Below are 19,421 nucleotides of genomic sequence, written 5' to 3'. Positions count from 1 at the left end.
CGCGGGCTTAGCCCGCGCGCTGCCGGGCCCAACGGGAGGAAAGGTCTTGCCAAAGACCTTGACGACGGGCGGGAGCACTACTGCCCCCTTGTACCAGAAGACCGCCCCCCGTATTTAGGCATCAAACAGGAACACAGGAGAATTCGGATGCTCAAAGGACTCGGCGGCCTGGGCGACATGGCCAAGATGATGAAATCCGCACAGGATCTTCAAACTAAAATGACCGACATGCAGGAAGAACTGAACACCATCATGGTTGTGGGTGAATCCGGCGCTGGTTTGGTCAAGGCGACGGCCACTGCAAAGGGTGAGCTCAAGGGTCTGGACATCGATCCGTCGATCTTCAACGGCGACGACAAGGAAGTGGTCGAAGATTTGATTCTGGCCGCCATCAAAGACGCGCAAACCAAGGCGTCCGAGCGTTCACAGGAAGAAATGGGCAAGCTGACCGAAAGCATGGGCTTGCCGAAAGACATCAAGCTACCGTTCTGATAGACCCTCCTGATGACACAGGGACCGGGCACAATAGCCCGGCCCATTTGCAGGAGCACACGCCGTGAGTTCGAACAGTGACATCGACAATCTGATCGACCTGATGGCCAAGCTGCCGGGCCTTGGCCCCCGCTCGGCCCGCCGTGCCGTGCTGCATCTGATCCGCAAACGTGCCCTGCTGCTGACGCCTTTGTCGGACGCCATGCAACAGGTCGCAGTGACCGCCCGCGAGTGCCTGAATTGCGGCAACGTGGGCACCACAGATATCTGCGACATCTGCAACAACGAGGACCGCGCGACCGGTGAGCTGTGCGTCGTCGAGGACGTCGCCGACCTCTGGGCAATGGAACGTGCCGGGGTCTTCAAAGGTCGCTATCACGTTCTAGGTGGCACTTTGTCGGCATTGGATGGGGTTGGTCCGGACGAGCTTCGCATTCCGCGCCTCAAGGATCGGGTGGTGGCTGAAGGCATCACCGAGATCATTCTGGCCTTGAATGCCACCGTAGACGGACAAACCACAGCGCACTACATCGCCGACCAGTTGGAGGGGCAGGTTCGCCTGACCTCACTTGCGCAGGGCGTGCCGATCGGCGGCGAGTTGGATTATCTGGATGACGGGACAATTACGGCAGCGCTCAGGGCGCGGAAGGAACTGTAGTACTTTCGCTCGCGCTCTACGCGATTTGCGTCACACGCGATTTTGCACATAAGGGATCTTCTTGGAGAAATTGGGCGACCGACTTCTCCATCAACCCGAAGTCAGTTCCATAGAAATACAGAGCCGTTTCGCTGCTTCCTTCCCAATACCCCCGAAAACTGCCAATACCCTCCAACAACTTTTCAAGGTGCCCAATTGTTTCATTTACGTCGGAATTTGCGTAAACGTCATCCGGCAAATCGGTTCCGTTAAGAAAAATACCCATTCCTTCAGCCATTCCAAAGGGAATGTCGGCTCTGTCAGAGGAAAACTTCAAAAAAGATCCTTTGGGTGCTCCCAGGTCCTCGAGGGTTCGCGTGACTTCCAGAATAGTTGCGTCTGTTTCATCGTTTAAGGCGATTTCGACATCGCAATACGCGATTCCGTCTGGATCTCCGGCTAACTGAGTGCCGCCACCAGTGACTTCACCCATACCGGCACTTCGAAGCACGTTGTCCAGTGGGTCCTCAAAGTAATCCCCGCGATCCATGGGCTGAACGCGTGCATTCAACTGAGCAATAACAAACTGCTGATCTTTCGCTTCAACCGTTTTTTTGCCAAAAAGTCCAAACTTAAACATTTTTTCCAACCTCGGACGCGCTTCTGAAAAACATCGTCTTCCAGTTTTGCAAGGGTCCGATGGAACGAAAACACCCGATATACCCGAACCCGGTTTCATGCCGTCGCTGTTGTAAAATCAACAACAACGCGGGCGCTGACTTTGGCACGAAAAACAGTTAAGTCTTCTCAAAGACTTGATGACCAATGTGTTTGGAAACCTGATGATCCGCCTTTTCACCCTCACCTTCGCCGCCTTCACTGCTACCGCCCCCCTCGCCCAAGACCTGATCGACAAGGGCTTTGTCGACGGCTGGAACATCATGATGGACCCCAGCTTAGGCAATGGGTGCCTGATCCAGACCGTGTATCAGGACCTTTCGGTGGTGCGCATCGGCTATGATGCGCTAGGCAATCGCGGGTATTTCGCTGTCTACAACAAGGCCTGGGGCGATATCAAACAAGGCGAGAGCTATCCGATCCGGTTTGATCTTGACGGCAAAAGCTACGACGCCACCGCTATTGGGTTCAACGAACGCAACGTGCCGGGCGCGACCGTTTTTTTCACCGACCGCAACTTTGTCGCAGCAATTGCGCAGAACAAAACCATGACCGTTTACAACCCCTCCGGCGAGGTCGTCATGGCGATTGATCTGAACGGAACGGCAAAAGCTCTGGAATATGCCCGCGAATGCCAAAGCGGCGACCTCTAGCGGATAGGGTCGAACAAAGCGCCCTTGACCGTGCAGACGCGGATCACATCCCAACCTTAGGTCAAAGGGTTCAGTTTTCGGGACACGTGGGGGAGCTCGACACGTCCATAGATTGGCTGGGGATGGAGATTGTCCGAGTTGCGCCACTCATTTTCCAAGAAGGGTTTTGGATTTGGAGTGAAATTCTACACGCTAACAATAGAGTCGGCGCCAAGAATTTGCGCATTCGCTCGGGCGATACCCAGACCGGTTTTTAGATTGGACCTCGCAACCTAGGCCGTAGGCGCGATCTACCGGTTCAGGAGCTAAGGTGACCGCGCTCTGCAACTGCAGGGGTAGACAAATACGACAGACGGCGAATTTCACTCCGCCCGCGCGCCAGAGAGTCAAGGATCAAGGCGCACACAACCGACAACATGCTGGCGACAAACCCCGAAACGGCTACAACGAGCGAGGGTATACGATCCACCAGACCGGTATCCAAAAACTCTCCCAGAACGGACACGAAGACCGCCAGAGATGGTACGAACGCGATAAAGGCCAAAGACAGGAAGAAAGCCATTGGCTTCTCTTCCTTGATCAACAGGCTGATCATCTTGAGAATGCGCCACCCATCCTTGAACGTAGACAGTTTCGAATTGGATTCCGGCAGGCGCGAGAAATAGCGGGTCTCGACCTCTCCGACGGGCATACGCATCTGCATCGCATGGACGGTCAACTCAGTTTCAATTTCGAAGCCATGAGAAACGGCCGGAAAGCTTTTTACGAACCGACGGCTGAATATACGGTACCCGGAAAGCATATCGTTGATATTGCTTTTGAAAATGAATTTAACCAGCCCGGTGAACAAGGCATTCCCAAACTTGTGCCCGGGGCGATAAGCCTCGGATTCTGTGTTGACACGCGCACCGTTGACCATATCCAGATTCCGCGAAATCAATAGATCGACCATGGCCGGGGCGGCCTCGCTGTCATAGGTCGCATCGCCATCGGACATGACATAGACGTCGGCATCGATATCAGCGAACATGCGGCGCACCACATTGCCTTTGCCCTGCAAAGATTCGCTGCGGACGATGGCACCGGCCTCTTGCGCGACGCGGATCGAGTCGTCTGTCGAGTTGTTGTCAAACACGTAGACCGTTGCGGTCGGCAACGCCTTGCGGAACTGCGCAACCGTTTCGCCAATGGCGACCGCTTCGTTGTAGCAGGGCAGGATCACAGCGATTTCCGGCGCCCGGGCCACCACGGAGGATATGTTGGCGTCGCCCTCAAAGTCTTGTGTGCGTTGCTGCATCAGCATGTCGTACCCTTTGTGATAACGGCTGGAAGAAAGAGTATCGCACCCAGTACTTCAAATGCAGCGGCGAATGCCGAGACTGTCAAGAATTGGTGGCACAGTTGCGCGCGAACCACCCCGTGTTGTGCCTGACACCTGTCGGACGAAATTCAAAAAAGGGCCGGTTGAAAAAACCGGCCCAGTTTTCCAGCTGAACCGAGGGATCAGTTCGAAGCCGCATTCAGCTTTTCGTTCTGCTCACGCAGTGTGTCCGAGATAATGGCGTACCACTCGCCGGACTGACGCATTTCGTTCAAACCCTTGTTCATCATTGCAATATACTCGCGTGCGAACGGGTTCGAGCGGTGGGCCAGGAAGCTCATCGACGACAATGTGGACACGTATGGGTTTTCAACAATGTCCTCTGACGTCAAACCCATGTCTTTCATGGTGGCCGCGAACAGTTCCACCTCAAACGCGGCAACGTCGGCTGTGCCTGTCAGAACGGCATCCAGACACTCGCGGGCCGTATTGGGGTGGATCAGGTTCAGGTTTTTGCTGTTCAGGCCGACTTCTTCCAGAACAACCATGCTCCAACCGGACATACGGCAGAGAGTTGCGCCTTCCAGATCTGCAAAGGTCGTTGCGCTGGTGTACTGGTTTTCCGGCAATGTGAAGAAACCGCCTACAACGTCATAGACCGGAACCGTCCCAACAAACTGGGTGCAGCGTACTTCGGTTGCCTCGGACCATTCGTAGGAACGGTTTGTACAGTCTGGCAGTGTCCAGGCGATCGAGATATCGAATGCACCCAGTGGCAACAGGGTGTCCAGGTGGGATGACCAGTCATCCACGAAGCTGACCGAGTAGTCGCGGCTGTTGCCTGCACGCTGCAAACTTGTGGTTGCCAGACGGGTCATGATGCCGCCACCGCTCAGCCCTTCGGTTGTGAACGGTTCCCATCCGTTGCCCGCGACCATTTTGATCGGCGGGGCGTAAACGTTGGTGCGCTTTACGCTTGCCGCGCGTTGTTCTTCTGCGGCGATGATTTCTTGTGCGGACTGACCGTTCGGCAGGCTACCGTCTTCACATGGCAATGCCAGAACCAGGCCCGGCTCAAGCGAGTTCGGGTTGGTGATCTCGTTCCGGTTGGCGTTGAAGATCGGCTGATAGTTCGATGTGCCATAGGCCGCGATCGCGATGGTGGCCATCGTGTCGCCGTCCTGCACGGTGTAGTTTGTACAGGCTTCTTGCGCTGCGGCTGCTCCCGCACTCAGAGCTGTGACAGCCGTCGCCGACATCGCCACTTTCTTCAGATTGAATTCAAACATGTCCACTTCCTCCAGACTTAGTTTTGCTAGGCCAGATGGGGCCTTATCCGTTTTCCATTTGATATCGCAGAGCGGTCGACACGATGTCGCGCCATTCTCCGGATTGCTGCATAATTGCCAGACCCTGATTCAGCGTCTCAAGGATCGCTTCCCCATCAGGATTGTCTTTGTGGGTCATGACGTTTAGCGACTTGATCGCCGCTAGGTTGGGGTTTTCGACAATGCGGTGCTCGTACCCCAGACGGCCGATCACCTCGACGGCCAGATGCGCTTCGATCGCGACAATGTCGGCTTCGCCTGTCATCACCGCCTCAAAGCACTCATCCGGCGATTCAGGCCGAAGTAGCGAGATGGTCGGCTCGTAGAGGCTGACAGCATCCATATGCGACAGCGACCAACCTTCGGGGCGGCAGATGGTGGTTCCCACAAAGTCGGCATAGCTGAGCGCTTCTACATAGCTTGTGCCTTCACGGGCGAAGAACGAGTCAACCACTTCATAGAACGGGTTCGAGAAGTTGTAGGTCTCACAGCGATTGCGGTCGCTTTCGGACAATGCGGCAGCATCTTCACAGTTTGGACGCGACCAGGGGAAGGTTCCGTCGAAAGCCAGCGTCGGCATCAACAGATCCAGATGCGATGACCAGTCGTTTACAAACTGAATCTTGTAGGCCTGCTCGGGTGCTGCGCGCAGCATGGCTGTTTCGACCAGACTCGTGTAAAGACCCCGGTTTGGCAGGGCTTCGTCGGTGAACGGTGGATAGTTTCCACCGGTAATCAGCAACACCTGACGATCACGAATTTCCGGACGTTCGCCTGTACCTGCATCGCGGATCAGGGCGGCGCCTTCTGCACGGGCGGCCTCGATTTCCTCTTTTGCCGCTGCTTTGGCCTCAACCACGGCCTGCTCGCTGGCCTGTTTGGCTTCGGCTTCGGCGGCGGCAACGCGGGCTTCCGCCTCGGCGATGGCTTTTTCCGCACGCTCCTCGGCTGCTTTTACAAGCTCGGATGCCATTGCGGCGGCCAGACGCTCGGCCTCGGTATCTGCAGGGGTCGGGGCGCGCCCAACTTCATCCAAACAGGGCAGCGTCAACACGTCACCAACGCGGATAATGTTTGGATTGGATCCAATGATATCGCGGTTGGCGTCGAAGATTATGCGGAAATCTTCGGTCGCATAAACTTGGATCGTGAGCTCTCGCAGACTGTCGCCGCGCTGAATTTCGTAGAGCGAACACGCTTCTTGGGCCGAAGCCGCGCCTGTTGCCGCAGCCAGTGCCAAGCTCGATATGATCAGTTGGTGTCTCATGGGTCCTGTTGCTTTGCCTTCTTATGATCTCGTTCGTTTCACGACAGCGATGGAAAGATTGTCCTGATCCGGGTCATTCTTTGCCTGCACCGCCCGATGCAAGGCGTCAGCGATGTCTTGTGCCAAGGCCTGTGCATGGGTGTTCACAATCGTCTGGATTTCTGCATCGCTCAGGGTCTGCAGCCCGTCACTTCCAAGGACCAGAATATCCTCCGCGGTCAGTGTCAGCGGGGCCTCCGGGCAATCCACCTTGGGGATCGCAGCGCCCATCACGACCGACGTCAGTTGATTTCGGTCCGGATGTGTCTTTGCCTGATCCGCAGACAACTTGCCCTCGGCAACCTGCGCATCGATCATGGGGGCCATCGAGTGGTCTTCGTTGATCTGTGTCAGCGACCCGTTCCGAAGCAGGTAGAGCGGGCTGTCTCCGATTGAAATCCAGAACAGGCGCGGCCCAAGCAACAAAGTGCCCAACAGGGTCGAGCCCATGTTGAAACCTGCTCCGGCTTCGTCATTGTGGTTTGCGATCAAGGCGTTGGCCTGCATGGCCGCCAAGGGCAGAGCATCCAGCACCGCCTGCTCTGACAGGTGGTCACCGTCCAGTTCGGCGTCCAGCGCATCGCGCCAGGCTGAGACGACAAGGTCCGAGGCAACCTCGCCAGCCTCATGGCCGCCCATTCCGTCCGCAATCACCACATAGCCTGCATCCACCGCATCAAACATACGTGCGGCGACTGCATCCTCCTGCGTGTCGCGCTGACCCTGGTTCAGAACCAGCGCAACGTCATATGCCAGAGTGGCGAGCATCTATCAGGAATCCCGCCAATCAAAACCGTCGTCGCAGAAGGCCATGAAACGGATCGAGGTTTCGCTGATACGGATCAGATCTCCGTTGGACAGGGCCACAGTGCTCAGCACCGGTTTGCCGTTCAGGCGCACCAGGTTGGCCTTGCCGCCATGTCCCAGATAGCACTTCCGGTCTTCGGGATCATAGGCAATCACAGCATGGTTGCTGCGCGAAATGCCCGTATCGCCAAAGTCCAGCTGAATCGCCTGATCATCGTTGCGACCAATCTGCATCAACCCTTCGGTCAGCGTGACGCTGGCGCCGCGACCGGGGCCTTGGGTCACGACCAGCCAACCGACAGGAAAGGTTTCCTGCACCGATTCGGTCTTTGCAACCGGCTCTGCCGTTTCGATCAGGTCCTGAACATGGGTGTCCGCCCGTTCGAAACCCAGGAATGTCGTTTTCACACGCGAGCGGCGGTCTTCAGCCGGGGCCGGGCTTGGCGCAACGGGCTCTGCCTGAATCTCGGGCTCAGGCTGCGGTTCCGGGGCCTCTGCAACGGGTTCAACCACGTCTGCTTCGGGCTCTACAATCTCGACCATAGGCTCCGGCGTCGGCTCGGCAGGAATCTCAGGCTCTACAGTTTCCGCAATGACGTTCTGCTGCTTCGAGGGGTCTTCGACCCGCACTTCGTTGGACAGGTGCAACGTGACAATCTGCTCGGGTGCATCCTTCTCGGGCTCTACGGCAACAGGCTCGGCGCTGTCTTCGGTCGCGTCGGTCTCGTCGACTTCGTCGATGAACAAAGACACGTCTTCGGCACCATCTTCCGGGCTGTCCTCGGCTTCGGCCTGGGAAAACTCAGGCATCTTCTCTTCCGGGATCAGCTCATCGGTCTCTTCATAGGTGTCAGAGGCCAGGTTGCCGCCACCCAGCGCCGCGCGCAGAGCGTTGAAATCCGCGATCGGTTCAGGCTTGTCCTCAGTCGAGGCTACCGCCTCGGGTGTTTCGTCTTCCTTGGCTTTGCCGGCACCTTCGAGAAGCCGGCTGAGAGGGCTTTTGTATTTGAACATGGTGTCGACACCTTTGGTTTGATGGCACGTACATCTGTGCCGTTTCGCTACCCGCAGCGCACATGGTCGCGCTGCGCTATTCAGTTAAGGAACAAGGAAAACTCTTACCTTCCGCGACGGGCCGGTTCCCGTCAGGGTGGCTGAAACTCGGGTGCCACCCTCAGCAAACACACGCTGGCAGATCATTCTCGAACCGGTCAGATCACTCCTGCAATAGCTGCATGGTCACGGCGGCCTCGGTCCCGTTTCGCGAGACTGTGAACCGCGCCTCCGGCTTGTTTTCGGACACAAGATCAGACAGCACCGCATCCAGACTCTCCGGCCCGTCAAAGGCGATGCCTGTTTGCGCTTCGCTCACCAGCAGGTCGTCCTTTTGCAATGCACCTGAGGCACTGGCAGGTACTGCGGTGACAACGGTTTGCCACCCGCCCGCGCCATCACCCCGGATACCGAAGGCATAGCCGTTTTCCAGACCGACCGAGCGGATCGCCGGCAATGCCATAAGCCCATTCTGCGCCCGCGTTTCACCCAACGCGCGATAGCGCGCGGCGACACGAATATAGCCATCGGGATCAACATTGAGGTCATCGAGAACCTGCGCCGCAAAGGTCGCATCCGAGCGGATCGGCTGGCCGTTCAGGGTAAAGATCGACGCGCCGCGCTGGATCCAATCACCCACCACCGACATATCCTGATTTGCGTCAACGTCGGTGATCGAGAACATGTTGCCCGTCGATGCCCGGCGCCGCGCTGTGTCAAACGGAACGTCGACATCCCAATGCGCGAAAGCAACCTGAGACTCGGCAATATCCACCGGAGCGGACGGAGAATTGACAACCTCTGGTTCGGTTGCAGCAACCTCGGATGCCGGTTCCCCTGTCACCGCCTCTGCGGGGGCTGCTTCTGTGGCAGCTGACTCCGCAGGTGCGACCGGTTCCTGCTCGACGGGTTGCGCGGCTGCGCTGTCCTGTACCGGTTCTTGTGGTGACGTGAGTGCTGCAGCAGACGCAGATGTCTCGACTGCAGCTGTCTCCGTTGCAATTGTGTCCTCAGCGGGTTCCGAGGCGGTGGTTGCGGTTTCTTCCGTCCCGGTCTGCTCAGATCCCCCGGACATCACAAAATATCCACCTGCCGCCAGCGCGATGGCCACAACTGCGACCCCGGCCAGCATCTTGCCGCTGCCACCCGAACCGCTTTTGACCACTGTGTCTACAGCGACGGGTGCTTCTTCCTTGACCGAGAACTGAGCCAGTTCATCGTCCTTCTTGTCTTCATTGCCCAGAACAATGTCCGAATTCCCGGCCAGCAGCGCAGTTACCACCGCTTCGGCGTTTTCGCTTTCGGCTTTGATCCGTGCTTTCTCGGCTTCTTTGTCCTCGCGATCCATACCAACGATTACCGAAACCGGACGATAGGCGAAGGTATCGAACATCACGCCGGGGCCCCGGAACATCCGCAGCCAGTCCAGAGCCGTTTGCAACCTGTCCGTTGCGTGAACCTCCATCGCCTTGTCGATCGCTTCAAGGAAGCCCTCGGGGTATCCTTCGAAACGTCCGGCCAGCGGCGTGTAGGGATCGTCCTGCCCGTTGTTGAAAGCGGTCAGGCGGCTTTGGCCGTCAATCGGGCGCTCTCCGCTGATGGCATGATACAACGTCGCCGCCAACACATAGAGGTCGCTGCTGGGGCCCTGGTCCGCCCCGCGAACGTAGAATTCATGCGGTGAATAGCCGTCCTTGATCACCCGCAAGGTCAACAGTGCGGCCGACTTGTTCGCCGCCTGCTCGCGCGCAGCCCCGAAATCGATCAGAACCGGATCACCATTCTCGTCAATAAGAATGTTGTCGGGCGAGATATCACGATGCAGCATGCCGCTTTGATGGATAAACGACACCGCCGACAGCATCTTTTCGGTGACCTGTACGATAAAGTCGGGGCCGCCGTCATTCTCGGGGTTTTCCACATAGTCCAGCAGGTCACACCCTCGGATCAGATCCATCGCGATGTAGGCGGTGTTATTGTCTTCAAACACCTGGTGCACATCAACGATATTCGGATGCACCAGCCGCGCATGGTTGCGCGCTTCCTGAATGAACAGATCGATGATGGCGCGCAGATCGTCGGTATAGGCCGGATCGGCCGCTTCGACCAGATCGCCATCACGGCGACACAGAGCACCGGGATAGCATTCCTTGATCACCACATCCCGATCAAGACTGTCGCGGGCCAGATAGGTTATACCGAACCCACCATTGCTGAGATAGCGGAGGATTTCGTACTGCCCCCGCAGGAGCTTGGCTCCGGGTTGCAGACCTTCGATTTTTGGTTCGTCGTGCGATGCACCGACAGCCTGGTTGTGGCTCATTTCATTCCGCCCGTATTTCTCAAATCGCGGTACAAGTAACCGGACAAACAGCCCACGAACTCACAACCAAAAACAACCGCAGGACACTTGAGAACGGTTAGACGTTTCAAATTTGACTTTATTGGGGCCGCCTGATGGCTTCACTAAGGATCGTTTTTCCTCATTTTCCATATATGGTAGTTTAGTGCATAAGTTACACTATATATTGTTTTTTGAGGTGCCCGATTCGAAAACTGATGCCTACAATAGGCAGGGTTGGTCTCTGATATCGAAACAATAAGGAATCGATTCCGCGCGCACTCGAATCGCTGCAATGCGGCTCAATTTTAGGAAGAACGCGTCAGGTTCCGGTTTTTGATTGTGCTGCTGCAACCGTACTGCCGGCCCAGGCGAGGCTGTCACCCAGTTGCGCCAGAATGCTGATGGCATCCCGCAACGGTGCATCGCCACTTTCGAATTGAAGCAACAACAGCAGGTCCGTGGCCTTTTCGAACTCAGCCGGAATCCAGTCGGCCTCGGGGTCGATCTCACCCCCTTGCTCCAGCCGTTCGGCAAAATCCTCGACAATCTCCTGACAGCTTTGCAGGAAAGCCACCGGTTCGATATCCGATGACTCGCGCAGATCGTCGTAGATGCTGGCAATCGCGGCCAGCCAGTCTTCTAGGATCGGGTTATTCAATGGGGGCAAGGCCGACCCAAGCGCCGCGTGGACCGAAGGGCCTTCATCCGCGGCAGGCTCAGGCTCTGGACCTCCAAGGGTCTCAAGAAACGGCTGGAACTCTGCGTCGATATCTTTGCGCGCGACTTTCAAATCATACAGACGCCGGTTCGAGGCGGCTTCGAGCACCTGTTCCGCAAGATTCTGACCGCCGCAATTTTCCCACAGGGCAAAATCAGGCTCGGGCTCTTGCGCCATGGCGCGCACGGCGACCGGAGTGCCAATGGGCACGACAGCGCGGAACAGGCCGTTCTTTTCCTTGTTCAGCCGGGCCAGCACACGGTCCAGTGCATCGCGAACCGGTGGCAAATCGGTATGGGTGACGGCCAACAGACTGTTGTCGCGCAATTCTTCCGGCACCTGAGCCCAAAGATGACGCTCAGTCTCGCGCCAGGCATTGGTTCCGTTGGTGCACCAGATGGCACAATCGACGAAATTCAGCAGATCGAGTGTCGGCTTGTAGGTTTCATCCAAAGCACCCGAGCCCGGAAGATCGAACAGAGAGATCTCGCGCAGGGCGGGCGTGTTCAACCCGACCGAGATGAAGTCAGGGTTATCCTTTGCCGCCTTCTCCAGCACGATGCCCGAATAGGTTTTGGGTTCTTTGTCCCACCAGCCCACGGTGGTTTCCGGTGTATCGGCATACGCGACGATCACCAGTGGCAGTTTCAGATGCTGCGGACCGGTAGGCAGGATATCTGCTCCGGCCAACATATTGGCAAGGCTGGATTTTCCTGCACCGAACTCTCCGGCGAAACCGATGTTAACCGCGTTGGACAGGCGTTCGGCATGGGCCAGAGCCCGCGCGCGCAAATCCTCCAATGCCGCATTCGACGGCAAGGATTCAGTTGCGGTCAGGAAACGTTCAAGCTGCCTGACTTCCTGTTCGGTTCCGGGAAATTCGATCATTCCGCTGCCTTTGCTTGTCGTTCATCCGTGCGCACCGGGCCTAACACGGTCTCCAACTCATCCGATATACGCCGCGCCCGATCAAAGGCATCCTGCGCTTCGGCCTGGGCGTTTGTTCCACCTGTTCCGGTTCTGTGTTCAAGATACCCGCCCAAAAGCGCGACGTAATGATCCAGAACGGTAGTCAGCCTTTCCAGCAGATTTTCGCGCGCCGTGTCGATCAGATCATCACCGATCAGCTCGAATTCCTGCACGATCATCCGCTCCGCACGTGAAACGACGCTGTTGCGCGAGATCAGACGGGACAGCCAGTTGACCCGCAGTTCAACCGTGATCCCCCGGGTCAGGGCCGTCGTGTCAGGACGGAACCAGCGAACCGCGCTGGTGTTCATGCGATTGTCCACCGGATCCTGCCAACCGGGCAAGGCGCGCAAGGCCGCGTTGGCCTGCATGTCGATCGCGTAAAGCTCGCTCAGCATACGCTGGCGAACCACCTGTGTCGCGCCCTGTATCAATTCGCGCATCCGGTCACGCAGAGGGGTAAAGTTCAACTCGGTCTCTCCACCCTTGGCCAACAAAGGCGACTGGCCGTTGGGGCCGCGCACAACTGCCGAGACCGCCTCGGCCACCGTATCATCCATGACACCGCGCAGATTGGCCAACACGTCATCCATGTCCTGCGTCATCACGCCCGTCTTTTCCGCGACAAGAGACCGAAGTTCCCCGAGGGTCTTGTTGTTGTCGTCCAGATCGACTGACGTTTCGCTGCTCTCATCCTCAAGCGCACGCAGTTGGGCTTGTGCGCGGTCCAGCTCACCTTGGGCAAAACTGTTGAGATGCTGCCACGCCATTCGCAGCTGTTCATCCCGTGGACCGTCCGTCAGCGCCTGCGTCACATGTCGTCTCAGATCCGGCAGGCCCGAGGCGATCATCGCAGCAAACCGCAATATGGCCTCGCGGCTGATTGGACCAGGGCCTTGTTTGATCTCTTCCACACCATCCAGGTATTGCTTCATCTGTTCAGGATGAGCGCGCAACCACGCCAGAACATGGTCGTGGTTTACACCGGTCTCGTCGCCGGTCAGCGCATAGTGGGCCCACTGGGCGCTGCCCATCAACACATCGATATCCGAGTTGCCCAGCGCCTTTTCCAGACCATCCAGCACGTCGGCGCGCACTTTTTCTGCATCGTCAGGGCCATCGCTCAACTCGTCCACGCGGTTGATAAAGACAACGATCTGCCCCAGTTCCAACGCCTGCATCAGACGGAACAGCTTCAGATCCGCCCGCGACAGAGCCTGATGTGCCGACAGGACCACAACAAAGAAATCAGACTCCTTGAGGTACTGGCGCGAGATTTCTTCACGGATCAACAGCGGATCGTTTACGCCCGGGGTGTCAGTTACCGTGACCGGGTACGGGAAATGGCCGATGTCGAAATAGACCTCGGCCTTGCGGGTGATATCGCTGTACAATCCCCGGTCCGAACCGGGGTCAAGACCCTCGGCATCCATGGGGTCGTCACCGGCGCACACATAGCGCGCCAGATCGTCCGAGTTCAATTGGTCCAGATCGTGATGCTGACCCAGCAGCTGTTCATAGCTGTCGCCCAGACGCAGGCGGGCGCGATTTTTCATCGCCTCGACCTGCTCTTCGATCATCTCGCGTTTGTAGCTGTCCTCTTCATCCGGGAACATGTTGCGCAGTTCTTCGCCTTCGGCGATCAGCGCCTGCCACTGATGGTTGTCGAAGAAATGGAACTCGGCCCCTTCGGTGCGGCCCGAGGGATGGCCGAAATGCATATCGGTGATGACCGTTGTCCACGGGTTCACATCCGACGGAAGATATTCAGCCTGACCAGTGAACCCGTTGATCAAACGGGATTTACCGGCCTTGATCTGCCCGACAAAGGCAATCGATGGCTTCAATTGCGAAAGATCACCGACAATACGCGAGATAAACTGACGGGTTTCGTCATTGCTTGTCTCGTTCATCTCATCGGCAATGCGAATAAGCTCGCGGCGACTGGTTTCACTCATAACCTTTTACCCTGATAACTTGTAACAACGGATTGAATTAGTCGAAAACTTGAATGTTTGGGGGGCAATCATGCGTCGCCCCCTACAAGCGCGGTCCAAAGACCGACAACTGCGCCCAACTTACGCGCGTCATGAACCGCGATGGCTGTTTGACCTTGATCCTGCACTACGGCCACGGCCGCACCTTTGCCACCCGATGGGCGCATCACGATCAGTTGCGGCTGTTCCAGTTCGACGCAACTGTCATCGTTCCAACCTGCAAGATCTGCCGTGAACCGCGCCAGCAGCTCAGTATCCGGGCGTAGCGCAGAATTGCCTTCGAACTGCGGGGCCGCTTCGCCGATCAAACCGCGTGCCTGCGCAAAGCGGTTGGCGCGATCAAAGAAGGAAGACGCCAAGGTCTCGACCTCGGGTTCGTCGGACGGTGGCGCGACTGGCGTTTCGGTTTCTGGCACAACGGCAACAATCGGTTCGGACGGCAATTCGATCTGCGCGCAAACGGCTTCGATCTCGCCCAGCGTGACGCCTACATCATCCGCTTCAAGCGCCGCGTCGGGTTTCAAGGAGACAAATTCCAGCGGCGCAGGTGCATCCGCAATATCCGTCACCAATTGGGCCAGCTTGCCGATCAGCACCTCGCGCGGCTCGGTTTCAAAATCCGGAACAGATCCTGCGCGGACACGGAAGACATCGGTCACGCGTGCGTTGCTGACTTCAATTGCCAGACAATCCCCGTTGGCAGCCGTAAACTCCAGCCGACGCGGCAGAACGGTGCCCCGAATAGACCGCAGGACCCCAGCACGGCGCGCGTGTGAGCTGTCGCCTGCAACGACAACAGCCGGAGACAACCGGGCAACCGACGAGCGCCCGATGTCTTCGAGCATGTCGAGTATATCAGTATCCATCATACCGTGACCCCCTCTGGTCCCGATCAGACTGCTGCCGCCACCGGCTCCAGACTGAGATGCGATTTTGTCAACGCCAACCCAACATTCGCGCTGTTGCTGCAGATGTAGCAGACCACATGCTCGGAATGGTCCCGGGTCCGCTGGAAAATTATCAACCTGTCTCCTGAAAACACCGCGATTTCCCCAAATCCCGGTGTTTCAGCCGTTTCGCCACCCGCCGCACGCAGCAGAGCTTCGAAAGCGGCGACGCCACGCCCCTGAAACAGGTTCGCAACCGCCAATGCCAACGTGTCCAGCAATTGCGATGCGTCTGGATCGCGGACGCTGGTGCCCAGCAACATACCCGTTTCCATATCGACATACCCGGCTGCAACGCAGTCGGGTATGGTTTCCATCGCAGAGGTCAATGCGGCTTGAATCGACATCTAGACTCTGACCTTCATCTTGGTTTTTGCCGGTGCTGGCTATAGAACATGCCACTCCGCTCCGCTATGCTCACCCGCTTTGGGTATGGATCTGAGCGTTTCTTTGGTGTGACGTTCGCTGTGCTTGACCGCAAGCTCATCGAACTCGGTCAGGAACGCCATGAAGGTTTGTTTCAGACTTTCGGCATCCTGCGGCAAATCCTCACCTGCGGCAACTTCACGCCACATCGCAGATGCGCTTGGAAGCGCGACCGACGCCACATCCACCATGCTGTCAGCCGCCTCATCCTCTGGTCGTTCACGCTCGGGTTGGGGCATCAATCGCACTTCAACCAAACCGTTGGTTTCAGGCTCTGGCTCGAAATCATCCCCATCACCCGAAGATTGCTCGGCCATCAGAGCCGTGATCGAAGACACTGAAACCTCGATGCCGCGCGCCTCCGGCTCTTCATCCGAATCCGCAGCTTCGACAGGGGTGATCTGAGGGGTGTCCGACAGGGTCTTGTTCAGAGACACCAGAAGATCCTCGCTTTCGGGCTCGTCTGCGGGTGTGTCTTCGGTCACGTCCATGTCCGGCTCTGCCTTCAGCGCATCCTCTTCCGATGTTTCGCTTTCGGCCAGCTCGTCCTCATCTTCATCCTCGTCTGCGTCAGAGAATTCAAAAACGTCCAACTCAGCCGTGGGCTCGCCAAATGTGGAGATGTCCAACGGGTCTTTGGACGAGTCCCGGAAGTATGCGCGCAACTCGTCATCTTCCGTTTCTGTCGCCTGCACGTCAGCGGCAGGAACCATTTCTGCGCGAAGACGCTCGGCCTCTTCCGCGTCGATCCGTTCCCGCTCGACATCATCAGAGCGGCGTTCAACGCGCGCGGGTCTTACGGGGAAGGTGGTGACAACCGAACCTTCCACATGTTCGTCTGCGGGCGCGTCCACAGGATCTACCAGTTTCAGGGGCGCTGCCTCGCGGGCATCCTCGTCGCTGGTGTTTCGCTTGGGACGTGTGGGACGGACAACAGGAGTTTCAGACCGTCCTTTGTCGATCTGATAGCGCGCCAGTTGATCGGCGCGGGTGTCCATGATCTGCTCGGTGATTTCCAGGAAGCAGTCGATCATCTTGCCGCCACCACTGCGCGACCACATCTCGGCATCGCCGGTTTTGTCGCGGGCCGTGATTGCGTCCCGCGCGGAAAACAGGATCGAGCGGTTGAACAGATGGCCCGCTTCGCGGTTGACGCGCCGCAGAACTTTTTGACGGTCTTTCTGCCCCAACGCATCGGCGCGTGTGATCAACAGGATCGAGTTGTGTTGCAGACGTTCCGGCAGAGAAACCCATGTCGCCCGCTCGGTTTCGCGCCACGCCTGGGTGGCATGCGTACACCACAAAACGCCGTTGGCCTGTCCGACGGCCCGCTGCCACACATCGGTTGAAATCTTAGGGTCCGAGATACCCGGCGTGTCGATCAGATCAACGGCCTCAAGAATGTCCGCCTCAAGGAAAATCCGGATGAACTGCGCATCATTGACACCAACCGATTCAAGCTGATCCAGCGAGATATCCTCGGTGCTGCCGTCATGGCGCTTGATATAGGCCGAGCGATTGCCCCAGCTGAACCAGACCGGTGGCAGCTGGGTTGCGGTCACCTGTGTCGGCAGAGCCTGCTTGCGCAGCAGAAAGTTCATCAACGTCGATTTTCCGGCGCTGAACTCGCCCATCAGGGCAAACACCGGCTTGCGACGCGACCACTGCTCGACACGCTCCCATGCCTTGGGTGAGATGAAACGGTTTTGTGTGTCTTTTGCCATTTTTCTACTTATGCCGCTTCGTTGCTCAGGTCTTTAAGGATGGTGCCCAGAATCTCGTCACGTGACTTCTGCAATTGCAGGCCTGCCATCAGCGCCGGATTTTGCCCGGCATCTTTTTCAGCCGTGGCCGAAATGTTCAGCAGGGTTTCTTTCTGCTCGCGCAGGAAATCGGCCAGAGTTGCGCGGACGTTTTCAAGCACCGCCGCAATCTGGTTTTCTTCGATATCCTTGGTGATCGAGTTCGCCTCGGACGCAATCAGACGGGTGTAGTCGGACGCATAAGCTTCGAACCCTTTTCGACGTTGCCACCATCGCCGCCACCACGTGCTTTGCAGGTCCAGCGCGATTGTGCGGCCGATCCCCAGCGGTGGCGGGACACGTGGCACGATCGGGGCTTCGATGTTGAACTCACCCAGATGGTTGCCAAGCAGTTTTTGATAGAGCGCCTCGACATCAGCCGCAGCCGACGCATAAAGCGCACCCGCTTCTTTGCGCATAGAGCGGGCAAAGCTGAAATAGGCCGCCTTCTGCAATGTCCGCAAGCCAGCAGGATCATATTGCCACGTGCCTTGCTCGCCATTTTGTTCGAGATGCGAAATCAACGAGTCGGTGGCCCGTTTGACAAAGCTCGCTTCGGCGGAACTCAGACGCTCCAACACCTTGTCGCGCAAAGCCACCGTCAGATCGGCAACCTTCTTGTCATACTCGGCAGAGACAGTTTCTATCGCGTCTTCGGGGGACGCGCCGTCCAGATCACGCACGACACCTTCGCCACCCGACAGGGTCTTGGCGACAGCGGTGGCGCGAATCTGGCTGGCGATGTTGCGGGCGCGGTGGCGCACGCGGTCCAGCAGGCGATTGCCTGCGCCTTCGGCGATGCGTTCATTCATTGCAAGCAGCAAATCAGGAAGACCCGACAGCGCCCAGATTTTATCCAGCGACGGTGCCTGATCCCCAAAACCCGCCGCAAGGTAAAACGTGTTCAAAGCCTCGCGCGATTCATCGGTCAGAATATCGGGATTGCCGGTCAGGGCCGCCTCGGCCCAAAGCGCGCTCCCGAAAACAACGCTGGTATTGGTGTCGATATTGTTCTGCTTCAGCGTGTCCTGAATGCGATCCCTGATCTCGGGCACCTGGTTCACCGGATCGGCAAGCTCGTCGATGCGGTTCACAAACAGGATGATCTGGCGGTTCTCGAACTGGGCAATGATCCGCATCAACGCCATATCCATGGTCGTCAGCGCCTGACTTGCGGCCAGTACAACGACACAGACCTCGGACCCGCGCAGGCTGCGCAAAGTGATCTGTTCGCGTACCATGAATGTATCGTTCACACCCGGCGTATCGCACAGTTTCAGCGCAATCGGGTATTGCGGGATGTCCATGTACAGTTCGGCCGATTTGGTTACATCGGCAAAACGCCCGGTCTTGGGGTTGATATCCGGATCGTCCTCATCCCCCAGACACACGTAGCGCTGGATCAGTTCTTCGTCAAAGTAGTCATACTGGTGGCTTTGCCCCAGAATCAGATCGAAATGCTTGCCCAAACGTTCTTCGGATTTGGCTTTCATCTCTCCAATCTGGCGGCGGATATCGTCCATTTCGTCATCCGCACCTGCCCGATTGGCCAATTCGCCCAGACGTCCGCCCCCAACCATCAGGTTGTCCCATTCTTCCTGCTCGAAAAAGGTGAACCTGGATTTCGTATCCCCAGGTGGGCGCGTATTGATATTGAGCGTCGTCACCACCGAGGTCCACGGGTTGACGTCCGACGGCAACAGCGCGGGACGCCCCGCCAGAATGTTGACGATGGACGACTTGCCCGCCTTGACCTGTCCAACCAGCGTGACGCTGGCGGTAAAGTTTTCCATCCGGGTTTTCAGCGTTGCCAGACGCGCCGAGGACCGCGCATCCGCCACCTCTGTCAATTGGTCGATCTGCGACGTCAGCGACGTCATCGCCGAGGTCATCGGCGTCAGAGCTTCGTTGCCCACAGACAAAAGGTGGTCGTTTCGGGCCAT

Annotated in this window: 16 protein-coding genes; 3 read left to right on the top strand and 13 right to left on the bottom strand. The window is 57.5% G+C overall.

The genetic code is table 11. The features are described 5' to 3' along the window. Window positions 1–147: 147 nt before the first annotated feature. Both ACR0L4_RS17425 and recR read left to right on the top strand, forming a co-directional pair. Window positions 148–492, top strand: coding sequence for a YbaB/EbfC family nucleoid-associated protein (locus ACR0L4_RS17425; RefSeq protein WP_170751581.1), 345 nt, complete (start codon window positions 148–150; stop codon window positions 490–492). Between the two features lie 64 nt (window positions 493–556). Further along, window positions 557–1,150 (top strand): recombination mediator RecR, encoded by a 594-nt coding sequence (recR, locus tag ACR0L4_RS17420; RefSeq protein ID WP_170751580.1) that lies wholly within the window; start codon window positions 557–559, stop codon window positions 1,148–1,150. A 16-nt stretch (window positions 1,151–1,166) separates the two neighbouring features. On the opposite strand, the gene ACR0L4_RS17415 is transcribed toward recR, so the two are convergent. Further along, window positions 1,167–1,769, bottom strand: coding sequence for a hypothetical protein (locus ACR0L4_RS17415; RefSeq protein ID WP_480514369.1), 603 nt, complete (start codon window positions 1,767–1,769; stop codon window positions 1,167–1,169). A 202-nt stretch (window positions 1,770–1,971) separates the two neighbouring features. Here ACR0L4_RS17415 and ACR0L4_RS17410 point away from each other — a divergent pair, with 202 nt between their 5' ends. Then, window positions 1,972–2,460 carry a hypothetical protein gene (locus ACR0L4_RS17410; RefSeq protein ID WP_480514368.1) on the top strand — a complete coding sequence of 163 codons (489 nt, stop codon included), beginning with the start codon at window positions 1,972–1,974 and terminating at the stop codon, window positions 2,458–2,460. A gap of 298 nt (window positions 2,461–2,758) precedes the next feature. Here ACR0L4_RS17410 and ACR0L4_RS17405 read toward each other — a convergent pair whose 3' ends face one another. From ACR0L4_RS17405 to ACR0L4_RS17350, 12 genes are all read right to left on the bottom strand, one after another. Beyond that, window positions 2,759–3,757, bottom strand: coding sequence for a glycosyltransferase family 2 protein (locus ACR0L4_RS17405; RefSeq protein WP_480514367.1), 999 nt, complete (start codon window positions 3,755–3,757; stop codon window positions 2,759–2,761). Between the two features lie 206 nt (window positions 3,758–3,963). Then, entirely contained in the window at window positions 3,964–5,070 is a 1,107-nt protein-coding gene (locus ACR0L4_RS17400) for a LysM peptidoglycan-binding domain-containing protein (RefSeq protein ID WP_170751574.1), read from the bottom strand. A gap of 43 nt (window positions 5,071–5,113) precedes the next feature. Continuing rightward, window positions 5,114–6,376 carry a transporter substrate-binding domain-containing protein gene (locus ACR0L4_RS17395; RefSeq protein WP_170751572.1) on the bottom strand — a complete coding sequence of 421 codons (1,263 nt, stop codon included), beginning with the start codon at window positions 6,374–6,376 and terminating at the stop codon, window positions 5,114–5,116. A 21-nt stretch (window positions 6,377–6,397) separates the two neighbouring features. Further along, window positions 6,398–7,183: a PP2C family protein-serine/threonine phosphatase gene (locus tag ACR0L4_RS17390; RefSeq protein ID WP_480514366.1), complete on the bottom strand. Its 786-nt coding sequence runs from the start codon at window positions 7,181–7,183 to the stop codon at window positions 6,398–6,400. A gap of 3 nt (window positions 7,184–7,186) precedes the next feature. Further along, complete coding sequence (locus tag ACR0L4_RS17385; RefSeq protein WP_480514365.1) at window positions 7,187–8,236, bottom strand: FHA domain-containing protein; 1,050 nt, start codon at window positions 8,234–8,236, stop codon at window positions 7,187–7,189. 202 nt (window positions 8,237–8,438) lie between these two features. Further along, window positions 8,439–10,598: a serine/threonine-protein kinase gene (locus ACR0L4_RS17380; RefSeq protein ID WP_480514364.1), complete on the bottom strand. Its 2,160-nt coding sequence runs from the start codon at window positions 10,596–10,598 to the stop codon at window positions 8,439–8,441. 340 nt (window positions 10,599–10,938) lie between these two features. Then, window positions 10,939–12,225: a dynamin family protein gene (locus tag ACR0L4_RS17375; RefSeq protein ID WP_480514363.1), complete on the bottom strand. Its 1,287-nt coding sequence runs from the start codon at window positions 12,223–12,225 to the stop codon at window positions 10,939–10,941. Next, complete coding sequence (locus tag ACR0L4_RS17370; RefSeq protein WP_170751561.1) at window positions 12,222–14,264, bottom strand: dynamin family protein; 2,043 nt, start codon at window positions 14,262–14,264, stop codon at window positions 12,222–12,224. The genes ACR0L4_RS17375 and ACR0L4_RS17370 overlap by 4 nt, the downstream gene beginning before the upstream one ends. Before the next feature lie 68 nt (window positions 14,265–14,332). Beyond that, window positions 14,333–15,172, bottom strand: coding sequence for a hypothetical protein (locus ACR0L4_RS17365; protein WP_480514362.1), 840 nt, complete (start codon window positions 15,170–15,172; stop codon window positions 14,333–14,335). A 23-nt stretch (window positions 15,173–15,195) separates the two neighbouring features. After that, window positions 15,196–15,597: a hypothetical protein gene (locus tag ACR0L4_RS17360; protein ID WP_480514361.1), complete on the bottom strand. Its 402-nt coding sequence runs from the start codon at window positions 15,595–15,597 to the stop codon at window positions 15,196–15,198. Between the two features lie 39 nt (window positions 15,598–15,636). Further along, window positions 15,637–17,400, bottom strand: coding sequence for a dynamin family protein (locus ACR0L4_RS17355; protein WP_480514360.1), 1,764 nt, complete (start codon window positions 17,398–17,400; stop codon window positions 15,637–15,639). Window positions 17,401–17,408: 8 nt separating this feature from the next. After that, complete coding sequence (locus ACR0L4_RS17350; protein ID WP_480514359.1) at window positions 17,409–19,421, bottom strand: dynamin family protein; 2,013 nt, start codon at window positions 19,419–19,421, stop codon at window positions 17,409–17,411.

Source organism: Ruegeria sp. AB5 (genome assembly GCF_056542645.1).
This window is presented reverse-complemented; position numbering and strand designations above follow the sequence as displayed.

Coding starts and splice junctions, on each gene's coding strand:
- ACR0L4_RS17355 (WP_480514360.1), bottom strand. CDS start 17,400: ATGGCAAAAGACACACAAAACCGTTTCATCTCACCCAAGGCATGGGAG.
- ACR0L4_RS17375 (WP_480514363.1), bottom strand. CDS start 12,225: ATGATCGAATTTCCCGGAACCGAACAGGAAGTCAGGCAGCTTGAACGT.
- ACR0L4_RS17425 (WP_170751581.1), top strand. CDS start 148: ATGCTCAAAGGACTCGGCGGCCTGGGCGACATGGCCAAGATGATGAAA.
- ACR0L4_RS17350 (WP_480514359.1), bottom strand. CDS start 19,421: ATGGCCCGAAACGACCACCTTTTGTCTGTGGGCAACGAAGCTCTGACG.
- ACR0L4_RS17395 (WP_170751572.1), bottom strand. CDS start 6,376: ATGAGACACCAACTGATCATATCGAGCTTGGCACTGGCTGCGGCAACA.
- ACR0L4_RS17385 (WP_480514365.1), bottom strand. CDS start 8,236: ATGTTCAAATACAAAAGCCCTCTCAGCCGGCTTCTCGAAGGTGCCGGC.
- ACR0L4_RS17410 (WP_480514368.1), top strand. CDS start 1,972: ATGATCCGCCTTTTCACCCTCACCTTCGCCGCCTTCACTGCTACCGCC.
- ACR0L4_RS17360 (WP_480514361.1), bottom strand. CDS start 15,597: ATGTCGATTCAAGCCGCATTGACCTCTGCGATGGAAACCATACCCGAC.
- ACR0L4_RS17365 (WP_480514362.1), bottom strand. CDS start 15,172: ATGATGGATACTGATATACTCGACATGCTCGAAGACATCGGGCGCTCG.
- ACR0L4_RS17390 (WP_480514366.1), bottom strand. CDS start 7,183: ATGCTCGCCACTCTGGCATATGACGTTGCGCTGGTTCTGAACCAGGGT.
- ACR0L4_RS17415 (WP_480514369.1), bottom strand. CDS start 1,769: ATGTTTAAGTTTGGACTTTTTGGCAAAAAAACGGTTGAAGCGAAAGAT.
- ACR0L4_RS17370 (WP_170751561.1), bottom strand. CDS start 14,264: ATGAGTGAAACCAGTCGCCGCGAGCTTATTCGCATTGCCGATGAGATG.
- ACR0L4_RS17380 (WP_480514364.1), bottom strand. CDS start 10,598: ATGAGCCACAACCAGGCTGTCGGTGCATCGCACGACGAACCAAAAATC.
- ACR0L4_RS17405 (WP_480514367.1), bottom strand. CDS start 3,757: ATGCAGCAACGCACACAAGACTTTGAGGGCGACGCCAACATATCCTCC.
- ACR0L4_RS17400 (WP_170751574.1), bottom strand. CDS start 5,070: ATGTTTGAATTCAATCTGAAGAAAGTGGCGATGTCGGCGACGGCTGTC.